Source organism: Paraliobacillus zengyii, from assembly GCF_003268595.1.
In the GTDB taxonomy this organism is placed as follows: Bacteria; Bacillota; Bacilli; order Bacillales; family Amphibacillaceae; genus Paraliobacillus_A; species Paraliobacillus_A zengyii.
The window spans coordinates 281,446-296,828 of sequence record NZ_CP029797.1 but is presented as its reverse complement, the minus strand read 5'-3'; the positions used below and the strand labels follow the sequence as shown (position 1 = coordinate 296,828).

Genomic DNA, 15,383 nt, shown 5'->3' with positions numbered 1-15,383 from the left:
CCCATCTATACTTATTCCCTATCTTTAACACCAATCTGAGTAGTTACTATTAAAATAAAAAAAGCCTATAATAGGCTTTTCTTACTGTAATGTTGAGGCAACCTTTTGCATCTCACTTTGTCCAAGCGAACCTTCTATTGTAATCAATGTACGCATACGCATCCAAACTAATTGAGCTACCCCATCATTAAAAGCAAAATATGTTGCTTCTTGTCCATTAACATCAATAGTAGATACAACAGCATCTTCATTATTTACAGTTATATTAGTAGAAAACTGTTCACCCATAATAGGTTCCTGTCCTATAGTGACTATTTCTTCTTCACTTTGATAAGATAAAATCACCTCTTCTTGTGGATGATCATTAAATGTGATGACCGTAACATCAGACAATATATAGCCATCCGGTACATAAGTAGGTTTTAATAAGGAAAAGGTAACCACTTCTTTCGCTTCCTCAAAGCTCATTGATTCTTCTAACGGGATCAACTCTTTTACCTCTATTTCATCCTTTGACGGGACTGGTGGCAGATCCTCTGCCTCTATAGGTTCATCAGACAATTGATTGGTTACCTGTGTTGTTGAACCTTGTTTAGTAACAAAATAGTCTGTAAACCAACCAAATGCCTCCCCATCTTTTATATGAAAAAACAGTGAACTGATAATCAAAATAACAAGTATACTAGCCACACTTAGCATTTTGTTATTTATTCTACGCGAAAACCAATTTGAAACCTGCTGTTCTGTTAAGTCTGCATTAATTCGTTCCCACACTGTTTCTTTTGAAAGTGGAGCTTCTGGGGGCTGATCATAATCCTTTTTTACAATGTCTTGAACAAATCGATCATTCATGATGTCATTTTTGCTGGACTGCTTCATAACGGTTCACCACCAAATAAATGTTTACATGACTCGTCTTGTTTTATGAGTTGACGCAATTCTGATTTCGCTCGATGAATACGTGATTTAATCGTTCCTTCTTTTAAGTCTGTCCACTTCGAAATTTCCTTATCTTTTAATTCATGGATATACTTTAAAACCATTACTTCTCTATATTCAGGTTTAAGCTCTGCAATTTTTCCAATAACAGCTTCTTGGATAATACCACTTACAACTAGCGTCTCTACTGAAGCTGCGATTTCATGTTTCGATTTTACATGCTCTAGCACCAAATCCTCTGTAGGTATACCATTCCAAGTATTTTGTTTGCGAATCAAATCAATTGCTGTTCTTGTTGCGATTGTTGATAGCCAGGAACCCAACTTATCTCTACTTTCTAAATTATCAATGTGTTTATAAACCTTCACAAACGTATCTTGGACAATATCTTGTGCTAAATATTTATCTTTAATAACAAAATAAGCATCTCGATACACACGGTCATAGAATAGATCATATATAAGACGGAACTCTTGCTCAGATAGTTCCAATTTTTTTATGTGTTTTTTTACTTTCACTCCATCACACCTTCGCAACCAAATTGAGCGTCCACTAAAATTTTCTATATTTATTCCCTTAGTTTATCACAATTTAATTATCAAAAGGTAATATTAGTATTTTAAAAGGGGATTTTTTACACTCTTACAAGTTGATGTAGAGGATATGTAACTTTCTTTATTCTTCTTGTTAAAAGAAAAATAAAGAAATCGATGAGAGGCAACAGACAAAAGGTTTATTGGCACTATTCTTCTTAATTGTAAGTGGTATTTTAGGGGATTGAAGGATTAATTATGTTGTTCGGCATTTTCTGTCATATTTATTAAATCGTCTATTTTCCTGTCTAAACGTTTAACTCGATCAAGAGCGGTTTCATAATCAATTTCTCGGTAATGGTGTGCACCACCAGTTTCTTCATCTGAAGTATCCGCTTCTGCAACGATTTTTTGTAATGGCCTTAAATGCAATTCTCCATCTGGTAAATACGAATCTGTGTGCAGTAAAATTGCCAAAGCAATTTCTTTTGCATCTTGCAAATTCTCGTTACACCTTACTAATAACTTATGTGCTCGTTCTGCTCCTTTAATTGCATGAATATCATTTTCTTTATAAAGTTCAAAGTTCCATTCACCATTTTGATACCATTTATAATGACCAATATCATGTAAGAGACCTGCTTTTGCTGCAAGATCTGGATTCACATTCTTTTTAACTGCTATATCAACAGCTTTTTCGGCAACTGTGATGGCATGTTCCATTCCGGATCTTCCGACATACTTTTGAACAATTGGATGAACAAACAGCTTTTCTATAGTGACATTTCTCATTTTCTCTACCTCCTAATCCTAATTCAAAAGAAAAGTATTTTGCTAAATAAAATAGCATAACTCAATTTAAATTGCAATATTTATGCTCGATTTTACCTTTTGAAGTTGTTAGATTATGTTACTTATAAATACGAGAAATCAAGCATATAGTTAAGTAATTAAAAGAATATAAAAGAATCTCAATATATTTCTTTACTTATACGTATTATTTGGTATTATATAGAGGAATTCATTTATATTTAAACATTTTTGTTTTGAAAGGGGCTAGTTGAATATGTTATTATTTCTTCTTTTAGCTGTTATATTAATTACTTTTAAAGTCATTTCCTTGATTGACAGATTAACTACACGCAACAATAATAAACCATTCATGGATACAGATCCAACACCAATAATATTCGAATCAGTTTCCTAAGTCACTATTATGGATGATGACGTCTTTTGAATTATACTCAAAAGACGTTTTTTATATGCTACATTATAAATCAGAATTCATTAAGCAATAGGTTTTTCTTTTGCTGACGAGACTTTGTTTCTCTAGAATCTTAATTTCGGTTGTTACATCTAACAAAATAGGATGCACATACGCTTTACAAGCGAATATACATCCTATTTCCAACTTTTAGTTAATAATCACTGGTTCCTAATTCATCTTTTATAATCGCAATACCAGAGCTTGCTCCCAGTCTAGATGCACCAGCTTTTACCAACGCTATCGCTGTTTCACGATCACGTACCCCACCAGAAGCTTTAACACCAATATTTGGTCCTACTGTTTTACGCATTAACGCGATATCTTCGACAGTTGCTCCTCCAGTCGAAAAGCCAGTAGAAGTTTTTACATAATCAGCCCCAGCTTGTACTGCAAGTTCACATGCTTTTACTTTTTCTTCATCTGTTAACAAGGACGTTTCAATAATAACCTTTACTAATGCTTTGTCTTTTGCTGCAGCTACAACAGCTTTTATATCTGTTTCTACAACCGTATAATCGCCACTCTTCAACTTGCCAATATTAATAACCATATCAATTTCATTAGCACCTTTACGGATTGCGTCAGAAGTTTCAATTGCCTTTACTTCTGATGTAGTTGCTCCTAAAGGAAATCCAATAACAGTACATACTTTAACGTCTGAATCGCTTAAAGCTTGATTGGTTTCCTCTACCCAAGTAGGATTTATACAAACAGAATAAAAACCATGTTCTTTTGCCTCTTCACATACTTGTAATACTTGCGCTTTCGTCGTATCAGCTTTCAAAATTGTATGATCAATCTTATTAGCTAATTCTTCCATGTTATCAATCCTTTCACATTGAAAATGTTTTATATATCCAATCTACCAGAGTTCCACCAAAATATACACCCGCAACTCCTAAAACCCCTGCTAAAACTGGTGGAGCTGGTAATGGTAGCCGTAAAAACTTAAATACGATACCAATAATCATGCCTGCCACTAAACTTAGAAATAATTCCTTCATTGTTATTCTCCTTACTTATCTTTTGATGACTTTATTTTGCGCTATTGTCCCAACAACAATACGCCTTAAGCTGTTCCTATAACATAATAATAATAACATACATCAATCTATTTGATACTCAAAAACACAGTATATTAAACAAACTGAAACTCCAATTAGTGCGGATTTTCACTCTCCATCACGGCTTATTAGTTAAATCAATTGGATTGTTAATCTCCTCTTAATCCCGCTTAAACCGTTTCAATCCCGTCAATTTTGAAGTGAGATTTTTGTTAAAGGTTTGAATCGGAATTAAAAAAGCACCATAGCAGGCTCACTATGGCGCTTCCGTTTCCTTATAAAAGTTGTCCAAATACATAAGTAATTAAAAACCATATAATACCAAAAAATATAATTAGATAGGTAGTATATTTTATTAACGCTACACCTACCTTACTCGAATCAGATTTCTTCTCTCTCTTCTCTATTTCTACATCTTTATTTTGTTCCATATTCTTATCATCTCCTTAAATATAAAGCTCATCTATAGTAATTAGTTACCCTTTACATGCTTTTTTAAACTGAAAACAGATTCTACGTATAATCTTTTTCTAATTGTAAACTCTAACTATTATTGAAAATAAAAGGCGGGATGAAATGGAAGAACCTCAACAAGAAACCTTTGAAAATTTTTTTGATCAAGCTATTTTTGACTACAAAGAAGGAACAAGTCATTTAAAAGAGCATTTACCTAAGATCACCCAACATTATATGGATTTTACAGATGCTTGTTTTGAAGGTGGTTCTATTGCAGAAAAAGAAAAACAACTTATTGCACTTGGAATCAGTATTTATGCTCAAGACGAATATTGTATTATCTACCATACGAAAGGTGCCATTGAGCATGGTGCTTCTGAAGAAGAAATTACCGAAACTATCGGTGTAAGTGCTGCATTAGGTGGAGGCGCCGCATTTGCACAAGGCGTTACTCTAACAATGGAAGCATATCAATATTTTTCACAACAAACACATTAACTTTTGAGCCTTCCTTAACCGAAGGCTCTTTTTTATTGTTTATTAGTAAGCCGCATTACCCTGTAACATCGCAAGTGATAGAAACTGCGACGTAACATACCGCCTTGGAAGTATACTCCGCTTTCCGTGGGCACGGCTCATAGCCGTCAAGCTAAGGATAAAATATAGAAAAACAAAACAGTGTCCAAACAACTTTTTACTAAATATTGAATTATTTTACAACAAGGTAAATAAGAAGCGTTTCCTGCTTTATTGTGGAAATTTTATACAGTTGTTCTATGCTGCTTTAACGGTTCTTTCATACGCAAGATTTAGAATATCAAAAGGACTCTTATGCTTATAGCGATGATCTTTCCTTCCATGCCTGTAGACATTTTGATAGATATTCTTTATCAATGTAATAAAGGAATCGCTATGATACAACGCTTGGCCTTGATCCTCTTCAATGGCACTTTTCACATGATCGATAGATTTGAACTCACTGCTTTCGATCTGATGCTTCTGATAAAGATAATACCGACATTGAAAAGCAATCATAGATGATAGAAGAATATGAATTAACGTACCATATAAATGGCACGCAAACCGTTCAGGATTCATTGCGCGCACCTTGTCGATATGAAACAATGATTTCCATGTTTTAAATAGAATTTCCACTTGCCAACGCAACGAATAAATCGGATATAGCTCTTGCATCTCTACCTGATCCGATGTTATATTGGTGGCAAGGATTTGGATTTGATTTTTTTTGGTGGCGGATTGGGTGTGACCCCCTTTCCGCCTTCTCTTTTGTAAATACCCCTCTCTTTTCTTTTTTTGTTCCTCGGTTAATTGTTGCACGACCAGACGTGTTTGGAGTGTGTTTTTCCCTTTCTTTCCGATTTGAATGTGCCCATAATCTATCGCTTCTCCATGTCCCAATTTTTTTGCATCTTCTTCTGGTTTGATTTGCATCATCTTCCCTTTTTTATCCCATGTCCAAAACGTCATATTGGCAGGGACACGTGAGATATAAAAGCCACCTGCACGATCTATTTTCTTCAAGTGTTCCCCAGAAAAGTAACCCAAATCGCGCAAGATAAGATCTCCTGGTTCAATTGTGTCTGCCAATTCCCGTGCTGCATGTTGGTCGCTTTTTGTTTGGTCATAAAGGAATGTATGCAGAAATTTCCCTTCAAATAGTTCATATTCTAATTGGATTTTGGCACCATCCGGGTGATCTGGATCATTTTTAGGTACACCAAAAGAAGTGGCGTCTAAAATACGGATACGAGAAAATAAATGATCTATATATAATGGACGCATAAAAATAGCTTGTTGTTCAGCTAGTTGATTAAAAATCCCCTGGAGAAAGGCAACACCTTTCGCATCGAAACGTTGATGTAGGGCCTGTTTAGATATATCCGCACCGGATATGCGCGTGATACTTGAACATAGATTCCCCAAACCACTAGAGCCTACTGTTTCTTTTAAAAAGGCACAAATACTTAAGAAATCTTCTGGCTTTAATTTATTTTGGCGTTGAACAAAGCCTATTTCACGCGCCCATTGACGCACCTCAGAGACTGATAACACTTGATGAATGCCTTGAATAAATGGCTCCATTTCTTTCTTGAAATACATCGACATCCCCTCCAAATAACTATTTCTTATCCGTTAGGGTATCGTATTTTTCTAGTTCTTTAAACCGTAGTGCTTAGCTTGACGACTATGGGGCACGGCTTCAGCTAACTTAGTAAAGCAAAAAAAGCTTTACTAAGTGGATCTTCAGCCCGTGCTGTTCCCACAGGAGTCTACGTATATTTCCAAAGCTAGTTCAGATTCTACATGATGATTGCGTATGGAATAATGACACTTTAGCTTAAAGACAAGCTTATCAATTGTTTATATTCTACATTACAATTACAGTTTTTCTTCAAGCTAGCGAAGGAAGCAAATGGATGAAACTCTAGTGGGAACAGCACATGTTTTCGATGGGATGAGTAATTGTGATGCACCCCAAAAGCTGAATCTCTACTTGGTAAAGTGTTTTTCTTTACCAATGAAACTTGAGACTATGCCCACAGAAAGGCCACTTGCTTCATTCCTGGATAACCTAATTCTTCATAGTGAATATTGTTGTTTATTTCTTCTAACTAGCGTATCAAGTGAAATTGGCGACACTCCTGCAGGAACAGCACGGGCTGAAGATCCACTCGGAAACGTTCTTAGTTTTCGAGTTAGCTGAAGCCGTGCCTGCGGAAAGGGAGTCAATTTTACTTGAGAAGCGGGTCAAGTAATTCTGTTACGTCTCAGTTGATGATTACTGTTAAGCAAGGCATTGTTTTGGAGGGTGTTTATAATTTTTTAAATAAACATGCATAATCTATGTTTTTGTTAAAGTAGAAGCTGTACAATAGAAAGTAATTTATTTATTGTACAGGAGGAAATAACAATGAGCGTTCAACCAGAGGATATTGTAAGAAGTGGTCCAAATCGTTATATTTGTCAGGATGGAATACTAAAGAATTTCGCTGAATTTATAGAAGGATTTACTAACCCAACAATTGTAACCGGATTTAAATCTTATCAAGCATTTATTGATTACGTTGAAGCTGTCCCTAATAATGTGACAGTGATTCAACATGACGGATATAGTTCACCAAAAGCAATTAAAGATATTGCAAGTAAAGTAAGTCAAGCTGACGTAATAATTGGAATTGGCGGCGGAATCATATTAGACACAGCAAAATCAGTTGCTGATCAACTAGAGATAGAATTCATGACTATTCCGACAGTAGCCGGAACGTGTGCTGCAGCGACACCGTTAAGTGCTATCTATACTCCGGATGGTGCATTCCTTAAGGTTGCATACCATACCAATTCAAGCTCGCTCACCTTAATTGATCCTGCCTTTTTAATAAACGCACCTATTACTTATCTAAAAAGCGGGATTGGAGACACACTTGCAAAATGGTATGAAGCTGAAGCTATTATACGTTATGCTGCTGATGAAAAAGCACAGTCTTTAATGGTTCAAGCAGGTCTAAATCAGTCTGTTTACTTACGAGACATCTTACTTGAAGATGGTAATCAAGCAGTCAAGAGTAGTGAACGAGGGGAAGTCACACCTGCATTCACAAAAGTAATCGAAGCTATTATTATGTTATCAGGAACTGTTGGTGGATTTGCTGGACGCTATGGTAGAATAGCAGGTGCACATGCTATTCATAATGGATTAAGCTATATTAATGAGACACATCACATATTACACGGACATAAGGTAGCTTACGGCATACTAGTCCAACTTGCAATTGAAAAACGTGTAGATGAAATAACTTCATTAGTAGACTTTTATACACAGCTAGATTTTCCTACTAAGTTTACGGATTTAGGCATTACTACAAATCAAACGAAAGCAAGGAATATAATTGCTGAGCACGCAATTAATCCTAAAGAATCGCTACAATTAATGGGTGATTTTAGTACAAAAGATGTTATTATTGCATTAGATTATTTAGAAAACAACTTCAGATAGTTACGTTTATTTTAGAAAGGATGAGAGCCAATGCAGAAATTCATATCTAAGAGAAGTAAATTAGTATCTATACTAATTGTTATCTTTTCCTTCACTTGTCTTGCATTGGTTTACTCTAATCCTATACAGTCAAAAGATACCTCAGAAATTACCCCAACTTTATTTATTCATGGATTTAAAGGTGGGCCAAGTTCTTTTCAAAATATGTTGACTCGTTTGGAAGAGCAAAAAGTAGGATCAAAAACGATGGTAATTCGTGTATTATCAAATGGAGAACTTTCAATCAGTGGAAACCTAACAGAAAAAGAGAACCCTTTTGTTCAAGTGATTTTCCAAGAGAATAGAGCTAGCATAAACCAGCAAACTGAATGGGTTCATGACATACTTCATCGTTTATATGATGTTTATGGTATACAACAGGTTAATTTAGTTGGTCACTCTATGGGCGGTTTAACGGCAACAAACTTCATATTAACAAACACAGAGGAAGCACAAACACCTTCTATCCAAAAACTGGTTGTGATAGGCAGTCCTTTTAAAGGAATTGATCAAGCGAATTACTTTTTAGTAAATAGTGGTGAAGCTGCCGTGGATTTAAAAACACAGTCTAGTGCACTTGAAGAGTTAATAAAAAACAAACATTATTTTAACTCCCAGGTACCTGTATTAGCCATTGCTGGGGTAATAAACGAAACTGATACAGACGGTCTTGTTAGCTTATCAAGTGCTTTAGGCATTGAAGATATCGTACAAGAGAAACAAATGCAGAAAGAAATTTTTTATGATGAAACCGCAACACACTCTGGGCTACACGAACATACTGGAGTAGACAAAGTTGTCGTTGAATTCTTATGGGAATAGATTTAGAAGAGTTCCAGTAATAAAAACGGTACCTAAAGAAAATCGTTGTATCTTTAGGTACCGCTTTCTATTCCACTTTTTCATATTGTTGTAAGTAATGATACAAAGCCCCATAAAGGTTAGCCGCACTACGAAATTTACAAGTAACAACATAAGGTGTAGCAACATGCATTGGATTAGCATGTTTAATATCTTCAATTGCTTGCTTAATCCCATCTAACAAAATTGGTTGCACACTAATTCCACCACCAATTGCGAAGATATCTGGATCAAGTACATACTGTAAGTTTAAAATCTGAACAGCTATACTTTTGCAATAATCGTTAAATACATTTGTTGCTTCTTCATCGCCATTAACAATATATGAGAACGCAGCTTCTCCATCATTTTCTCTTAAATTCTTAGTTTTAACAATTGTGTCAACCATTCTAGCAGCAGAACCGGATAAGCCAACAAACGTCGCTTTATTTGTTTCCAATTTGAAACCGTCCATAATATAGCTCATTTCACCTGCCGCTAAATTGCTTCCGCGATGTAGTTTTCCATCAATAATTAAACCACCGCCTACACCTGTTCCGAGAACAAGGACAGCTGCATGTTTATACCCCTTTACACTACCTAACCAAAGTTCAGCTAACGCTGCACACTTTCCATCATTTTCTATTGATACAGAAACACCGCAACGACTTCTTACTAATTCAGATAAATTTTGCTTATGTAAATACGTCAAACTTCCTCCATGATAGACTATTCCACTATCCACATCTATCATACCTGGGCAACTAATTGCAATTCCCTTTACTTGATCAGTTGACGATTTAAATACTTCCACCATTTGATCAATCAATACATCTGTGCTGTTGTTTGGTGTTGAAAATTTACCTTCATTAATGATTTTTCCGTCGCTACTCATAAGAGCATGCTTTACAAAGGTTCCTCCTATATCAAATACGATATACATTTTATCCTCCCGCCTTTCAAATCCATTCTTATCTTTTCAGCAAGAACAATCTATTATCAAGGATGAGAAATGTTCTCTATTATTCTAGGAATCTCTGCCAAATTATCAATAACTGCATCCGCGTCAATTATAGCCGTACTATTATTTCTTTTCCATATTCCTTGCATGCCAATAGACATTGCTGCTTGGACATCATTTTTAGGGTGATCTCCTATATATATGCTTTCATTTGGTCTAACTTTCAGTGAAATAAGCGCTTTTTGAAAAATAAGTGGGTCAGGTTTTTTAATACCTTCTGATTCTGATATAAGTATCACATCAAAATACGACTTTATGTTTAATACTTCTATCATATTCATTTGCAATACGCTTTTACCATTCGTGATGATACCTAAATGATAACCGCTTCTCTTTAGCGTTTTAATCATTTCATTTAAGCCACTATAGGCAACTGCATGTTCACTGACGTGCAGAAGATAATCTTCTAACATACTCTCCCACGTTAACTCAGCGAAATGGTATTCTTCAATTAATTCTTTATATACCTTATCTTTCCATACATAACCATGCTGATCTAACTCGATAAAGCGATTAACATAATTACGTTTTGGTACAGTATATAAGTAATGGCGAAATCGATCATATTGATCCTCAATGAAGTTCCTAATTGTTGTATCTCGATCTAATAATGTACCATCAAGATCAAACAGAACTGCTTTTATCACTTTCATCACCTCTTATCAAATACGCTTATCAGCATCATATAAAATGAAAACTCAAGCACTGGGATCCTCTTCACTCACCGCTTGTTAGTTCTCCTTGATAAAGTTTTGTTTTAAACTATTTACACTTCTTCATTTCTTACTGAATCACTATTTTTAATGAAAATCGCCAATACTAAACCCATGATTAATGCCCTGACTATAAAGATACAGGTATACATTACATGAAAATGGTTACATAAACAATTATTTTCTGCGTTCGTCCGATAAATAGAAAGAAGCCACAGCTGATGCCGTGACTTCTTTCTATTTATCTGTTCTCTTCAAGAACTTATTTCATCCTTGTACATCCCTTTTTCTATATCCAATAAACCCTATTAGTATTAATACACCTGCAATTACAGTCAAACTAATTAAGGAATAATAGTTAATTTCCTCTACTGGTAGCTGTGGTATGTGCGCAAACGGTGATAGATTAGCTAGCCATTTTGGGAATTCTAGTAATCCGCCTAAATAGACTACAAAGAAGGCATACAAAAGATAGAACCAGCTAAATGCACTGAACCTTGGTCCTATTCCAATCAATAAAGTAGTAACTCCAAGCATCACCCACAAGGCCGGAAGATAAACTATCATAGCTTGTAGCAATGTTGTGAACGAAATATCGATTTCCAACACCGCTAAACCAGTTGAGGCTAAGCCAAGCACGGATACAGCTAACATCACAATACTAGTAAGAAATGCAATAATCAAATAGCTGGCTAATAGTCTCGGTTTTGATATTGCTCTTGCTAATAAATGCTCTGTTCGTTGTTGTTTTTCCTCAGCCTTTATTTTAACCAATGTCATAACTGCTGGTACAGTTGCAATCATTGCCATAATTACCATTAGCATTGATAGAAACTGTTCCGTCATGGGTATCTCTTCTCCAGATGACAGCATTTGTTTAATCACTTCATTTTCTTCAAAAAATGTATCCAAATCCCCCAACACGGATCCGTATGACGCTCCAATAACAAACATTCCTATCGTCCACGCAATAATAGGTGTGCGTTGAAGCCTCATCGCTAGACCTAATGGTGTTTGCAAAAAGCGTGATGCATGCATTTTACCAGACTGAGATGGCAAAAAGCCAGATCCTATATCTCGTATTTGATTGAGAAAAAATGCCATTACAATAACTAGCCCCGAAACAATCAATGTCACTAATACGGGCCACCAATAATTGTTTACATATACTTCTGCACCCATCAATAAGCCTAATGGTGAAAACCAAGATATTGTTGTGTTACCGGCATCGCCAATTGCTCGAATGAAGTAAGATACACCCAACACAGTGTATGCGAGCATCATTGCACCCCTCGAATTATCGGAAAGCTGTGCAACTAGCATTGTTACCGCTGCAAAGAAAATCCCCGTTGTTCCTAAGACAGCGCCATATAATAAAGAGCCACTTATATTAATCGTATCTATCCCTAGAACAGATAAGCCAACTGCTGCTAAAAATGCCATCACTACATTTGTACCTACCACTAAAATCATAACAGCATACGTTTGCGCTAATCTACCCATTGGCAAGGCACGTAACATTTCGAGCTGACCATCTTCTTCGTCCGCTCTTGTGAGCCGAACAACTAATAATATATTCATAATCGCTACTACAACTGCTGTTATCAATAACATTTGATGCGCCATCATTGCACCATCAGTATAATTATCCAATCCATACCCCTGACCAACTAATGCTGCCATTGCAGGGTTACGCATTGTTTCTGCCATTGCTTGTCGTTCTTGAACACTTTGATACAAACCAGTAAATGCAACTGCTACCGAAAGTGTTGTCACTAAAATAGACATGATCCATATTGGCAGCTTAACCCGTTCACGTTTTACTAAAAAACGAAACAATACACCTGACTGATCGATTAATTGATTAGTCATTACTGCATCTCTCCCTCATAATGACGCATAAATAAGTCCTCTAAGGTTGGTGGTGTACTCTCCAATTTCACAATTCCAAAACGGCTGACGTATTCCATTACATGGCTTAATTCTTCAGCATCAACTTGAAATATATACGCTCGTTTCCCTAGTTCTTGTAGATCATGGACACCTTTGACTGTTGCTAGTGCACTTATTTGTTCATTTGTTTCTACAACTAAGCGAACACGAGTTAAATGACGTAATTCAGTTAATGACCCTGTTTCAATCATTTTTCCTTCTCGAATTATTCCAACACGATCACATAAACGTTCTACTTCCGATAAAATATGGCTCGATAATAAGACACTTGCTCCTTGTTCTTTCGCTTCTTCAACATATGTTTGAAAGACTCGTTCCATCAAAGGATCTAAACCTGATGTCGGTTCATCTAAAATATATAAATCTGCTTCAGCTGTAAAAGCAGCAATTAATGCTATCTTTTGCCGATTACCCTTCGAATAAGTTCGACATTTTTTTGATGGATCAAGATTAAATCGCTCAATTAACTCCATACGTTTCGATTGGTTAACTGCAGTACCACGCATTTTTAAAAACAGATCGATTACTTCGCCACCTGTTAAATTCGGCCATAGATTAACATCACCTGGTACATAAGCCAATCGTTTATGAATCTCCACAGCGTCTCGCCAGGCATCTTTCCCGAAAATTTTCGCTTCACCTGAGGTTGCTTGTAGTAAACCGAGTAGTACACGAATCGTTGTTGATTTACCCGCACCGTTCGGACCAATAAATCCGTGAATTTCTCCCTGTTTTACTTCTAAATTAACCCCGTCCAATGCCGTGAACTCAACAAATTTCTTCGTCACATTGTTTACCTGCAAAATGGTCATAATCCTGAATCTCCCTTTTGATAGAAAACAGTTTTTAATATAGCTAGATACTGATAGAATTCCTTCCAATGGGCTTCCAAATCATTCGCATTAAATTTTTTACCTTTTAAACGCATCTTTAATTCCTCTTGATAACCCTCGATTCCCCATCTAATTAATTGGAATGCTTTTTCAACATCTATATCACTTCGGAATAAACTACGATCAATATCTTCATACATTTTGCTAAATCCTATCGTTTGTAGTCGTTGATATTTTTCTGAGATATCTACAGGTAAGTTATCCTCTTGAGCTAACATGAATGTACCGAGAAAATTAATCACATGAGGATGTTTGATGAATAATTTTAGTTTTATTCTAGCAATTTGATGTAATCGCTCAATAAAATCTGTTTCATTCATATCTATTTCCTCTAAAAAGTCATTAAGCATTATATCTAAACTATCGGTCAATAAATAATGGTATAATGTCTTTTTGTTTTTAAAATAATAAAACAACATCCCTTTTCCAATACCAGCCGCTTTAACTATACGGTTTGTTGACGCTTCCTGATATCCTCGCTCAGCAAACTCCTCTAGAGCTGCATTTATTATTCGCTTCTGTTTTTCCTTGTCCAAGCCAGCAAATTTATCGATAATTGGGTTCACCTCTTTAGACCATCATGGTCGATTGGTTTCATTATAGTATTTTAGACCACACCGGTCAACTGATTATTTAAATAAACGGATTAAATACAAAAACCACAGCTATCCTAGGGCGCATTGACAAATGCTTTTACTAAAGCATTTAGCAATAGTGGTAAGCATTACATACGATAGATCTCACTTGGCCACCAGATAAATAGTTAGGTCTACTTTTTATTAATCAAGGTAACGATCAACGCAAGTAATGCAATCAAAAACGTACCAAACCCAAACAATACCATAAAACTTTCATATACACCCACAAGCTTCAACTCCTTGTTATTGAGACTAATAAACCTGTCCAAATAGAAAATTATTTGCTTGTAGTATAGCATGTTTTTGCCAAAAACAGAACATTTGTTCCTATAAAGGTTCGGAAGTCCTATTTTAATACTAATTTAATGGTATTGCTTAATAAAAAAGCGCACTTGATATCAAATCAAGTACGCCTTTACCTTTATCATTATTATAAATCAAATGTTTCCTTAATTTCTTTCGCGACTTCTTCTGCAGTCAGATTGGTATTATTAATACGAAGATAGTGTTCCTGTTTAATTTCACCTTCATTTGAATTTAAACGATATTGCTCCATTGTTTCACGCAAGTTTTTTTCAGATTGTTCGATATTTCGTTTTGTTGCTTTGTGCTCTAATCGGTGTGGTGTACTATTTCTCTTTATTCGTTCCTCTGGATCCGCTTCCAGTTCAACAAAATAAATTTCAGCACCTTTTTCCTCAAAAGTTGTTTTCACTCTTTCAACAAAATCCCAATCTTCCTGTTGATCTAATGCCCAGACATATGTAAATATCAACCCAGGCATTTCGCTAGCTGCAACTTCTTGAAAAATTTCATTTCGAAATAAATGTACAAGACGCTCAAACGAAGGTGTACCAAAATCAAAAAACGGTTTAACTAATTCAATCGTCATGTGATTGTGGAAGAGTTTTAGATCTGTCACCTTTTCTAACTCATGTCCAATAGTCATTTTTCCTACTGCTTGTGGTCCAAATAATAATACGAATTTCATAAACACCCCTCCATTTTTATT

17 protein-coding genes are annotated in these 15,383 nt (G+C 35.6%); 3 read left to right on the top strand and 14 right to left on the bottom strand.

The window, feature by feature from the left end; genetic code table 11:
* Positions 1-81: 81 nt before the first annotated feature.
* The 6 genes from DM447_RS01560 to DM447_RS18410 all read right to left on the bottom strand — a co-directional run bounded on the left by DM447_RS01560 (position 82) and on the right by DM447_RS18410 (position 4,234).
* The gene (locus DM447_RS01560; protein WP_112179481.1) at positions 82-879 is read right to left on the bottom strand and encodes a DUF4367 domain-containing protein; all 798 of its coding nucleotides are present in this window, start codon (positions 877-879) and stop codon (positions 82-84) included.
* The gene (locus DM447_RS01555; protein WP_157967396.1) at positions 876-1,457 is read right to left on the bottom strand and encodes an RNA polymerase sigma factor; all 582 of its coding nucleotides are present in this window, start codon (positions 1,455-1,457) and stop codon (positions 876-878) included. The genes DM447_RS01560 and DM447_RS01555 overlap by 4 nt, the downstream gene beginning before the upstream one ends.
* Positions 1,458-1,724: 267 nt before the next feature.
* Positions 1,725-2,264: an HD domain-containing protein gene (locus tag DM447_RS01550; RefSeq protein ID WP_112179477.1), complete on the bottom strand. Its 540-nt coding sequence runs from the start codon at positions 2,262-2,264 to the stop codon at positions 1,725-1,727.
* A 626-nt stretch (positions 2,265-2,890) separates the two neighbouring features.
* Positions 2,891-3,559: a deoxyribose-phosphate aldolase gene (gene deoC / locus DM447_RS01545; protein WP_112179474.1), complete on the bottom strand. Its 669-nt coding sequence runs from the start codon at positions 3,557-3,559 to the stop codon at positions 2,891-2,893.
* A 13-nt stretch (positions 3,560-3,572) separates the two neighbouring features.
* Positions 3,573-3,743 carry a XapX domain-containing protein gene (locus tag DM447_RS01540; protein WP_112179472.1) on the bottom strand — a complete coding sequence of 57 codons (171 nt, stop codon included), beginning with the start codon at positions 3,741-3,743 and terminating at the stop codon, positions 3,573-3,575.
* A 335-nt stretch (positions 3,744-4,078) separates the two neighbouring features.
* Positions 4,079-4,234, bottom strand: coding sequence for a hypothetical protein (locus DM447_RS18410; protein ID WP_198663197.1), 156 nt, complete (start codon positions 4,232-4,234; stop codon positions 4,079-4,081).
* 145 nt (positions 4,235-4,379) lie between these two features.
* On the opposite strand from DM447_RS18410, the gene DM447_RS01535 reads away from it, so the two are divergent.
* A complete protein-coding gene (locus DM447_RS01535; protein ID WP_112179470.1) occupies positions 4,380-4,757 on the top strand; it encodes a carboxymuconolactone decarboxylase family protein in 378 nt (125 codons plus the stop codon).
* Between the two features lie 276 nt (positions 4,758-5,033).
* Here DM447_RS01535 and DM447_RS01530 read toward each other — a convergent pair whose 3' ends face one another.
* The gene (locus DM447_RS01530) at positions 5,034-6,380 is read right to left on the bottom strand and encodes an IS4 family transposase (RefSeq protein WP_162632532.1); all 1,347 of its coding nucleotides are present in this window, start codon (positions 6,378-6,380) and stop codon (positions 5,034-5,036) included.
* Between the two features lie 811 nt (positions 6,381-7,191).
* Between DM447_RS01530 and DM447_RS01520 the strand changes: the two genes are divergently transcribed.
* Both DM447_RS01520 and DM447_RS01515 read left to right on the top strand, forming a co-directional pair.
* The gene (locus tag DM447_RS01520; RefSeq protein WP_112179464.1) at positions 7,192-8,274 is read left to right on the top strand and encodes an iron-containing alcohol dehydrogenase family protein; all 1,083 of its coding nucleotides are present in this window, start codon (positions 7,192-7,194) and stop codon (positions 8,272-8,274) included.
* A gap of 30 nt (positions 8,275-8,304) precedes the next feature.
* On the top strand, positions 8,305-9,135 hold the full coding sequence (locus DM447_RS01515) for an alpha/beta fold hydrolase (RefSeq protein WP_112179462.1): 831 nt from the start codon (positions 8,305-8,307) through the stop codon (positions 9,133-9,135).
* Positions 9,136-9,202: 67 nt separating this feature from the next.
* Here DM447_RS01515 and DM447_RS01510 read toward each other — a convergent pair whose 3' ends face one another.
* The 7 genes from DM447_RS01510 to DM447_RS01480 all read right to left on the bottom strand — a co-directional run bounded on the left by DM447_RS01510 (position 9,203) and on the right by DM447_RS01480 (position 15,362).
* Positions 9,203-10,096, bottom strand: coding sequence for an ROK family protein (locus tag DM447_RS01510; protein ID WP_112179460.1), 894 nt, complete (start codon positions 10,094-10,096; stop codon positions 9,203-9,205).
* 56 nt (positions 10,097-10,152) lie between these two features.
* A complete protein-coding gene (locus DM447_RS01505; RefSeq protein WP_332871754.1) occupies positions 10,153-10,827 on the bottom strand; it encodes an HAD family hydrolase in 675 nt (224 codons plus the stop codon).
* Positions 10,828-11,154: 327 nt separating this feature from the next.
* Positions 11,155-12,759, bottom strand: a complete 1,605-nt coding sequence (locus tag DM447_RS01500; protein WP_112179456.1) for an ABC transporter permease — start codon at positions 12,757-12,759, stop codon at positions 11,155-11,157.
* Positions 12,759-13,652: an ABC transporter ATP-binding protein gene (locus DM447_RS01495; RefSeq protein WP_112179454.1), complete on the bottom strand. Its 894-nt coding sequence runs from the start codon at positions 13,650-13,652 to the stop codon at positions 12,759-12,761. The genes DM447_RS01500 and DM447_RS01495 overlap by 1 nt, the downstream gene beginning before the upstream one ends.
* Positions 13,649-14,299 (bottom strand): TetR/AcrR family transcriptional regulator, encoded by a 651-nt coding sequence (locus DM447_RS01490; RefSeq protein WP_338418768.1) that lies wholly within the window; start codon positions 14,297-14,299, stop codon positions 13,649-13,651. Before DM447_RS01490 ends, DM447_RS01495 begins: the two co-directional genes overlap by 4 nt.
* A 203-nt stretch (positions 14,300-14,502) precedes the next feature.
* Positions 14,503-14,598, bottom strand: coding sequence for a putative holin-like toxin (locus DM447_RS01485; protein WP_112179452.1), 96 nt, complete (start codon positions 14,596-14,598; stop codon positions 14,503-14,505).
* A gap of 203 nt (positions 14,599-14,801) precedes the next feature.
* The gene (locus tag DM447_RS01480; protein ID WP_112179450.1) at positions 14,802-15,362 is read right to left on the bottom strand and encodes an AAA family ATPase; all 561 of its coding nucleotides are present in this window, start codon (positions 15,360-15,362) and stop codon (positions 14,802-14,804) included.
* Between the last annotated feature and the right edge of the window lie 21 nt (positions 15,363-15,383).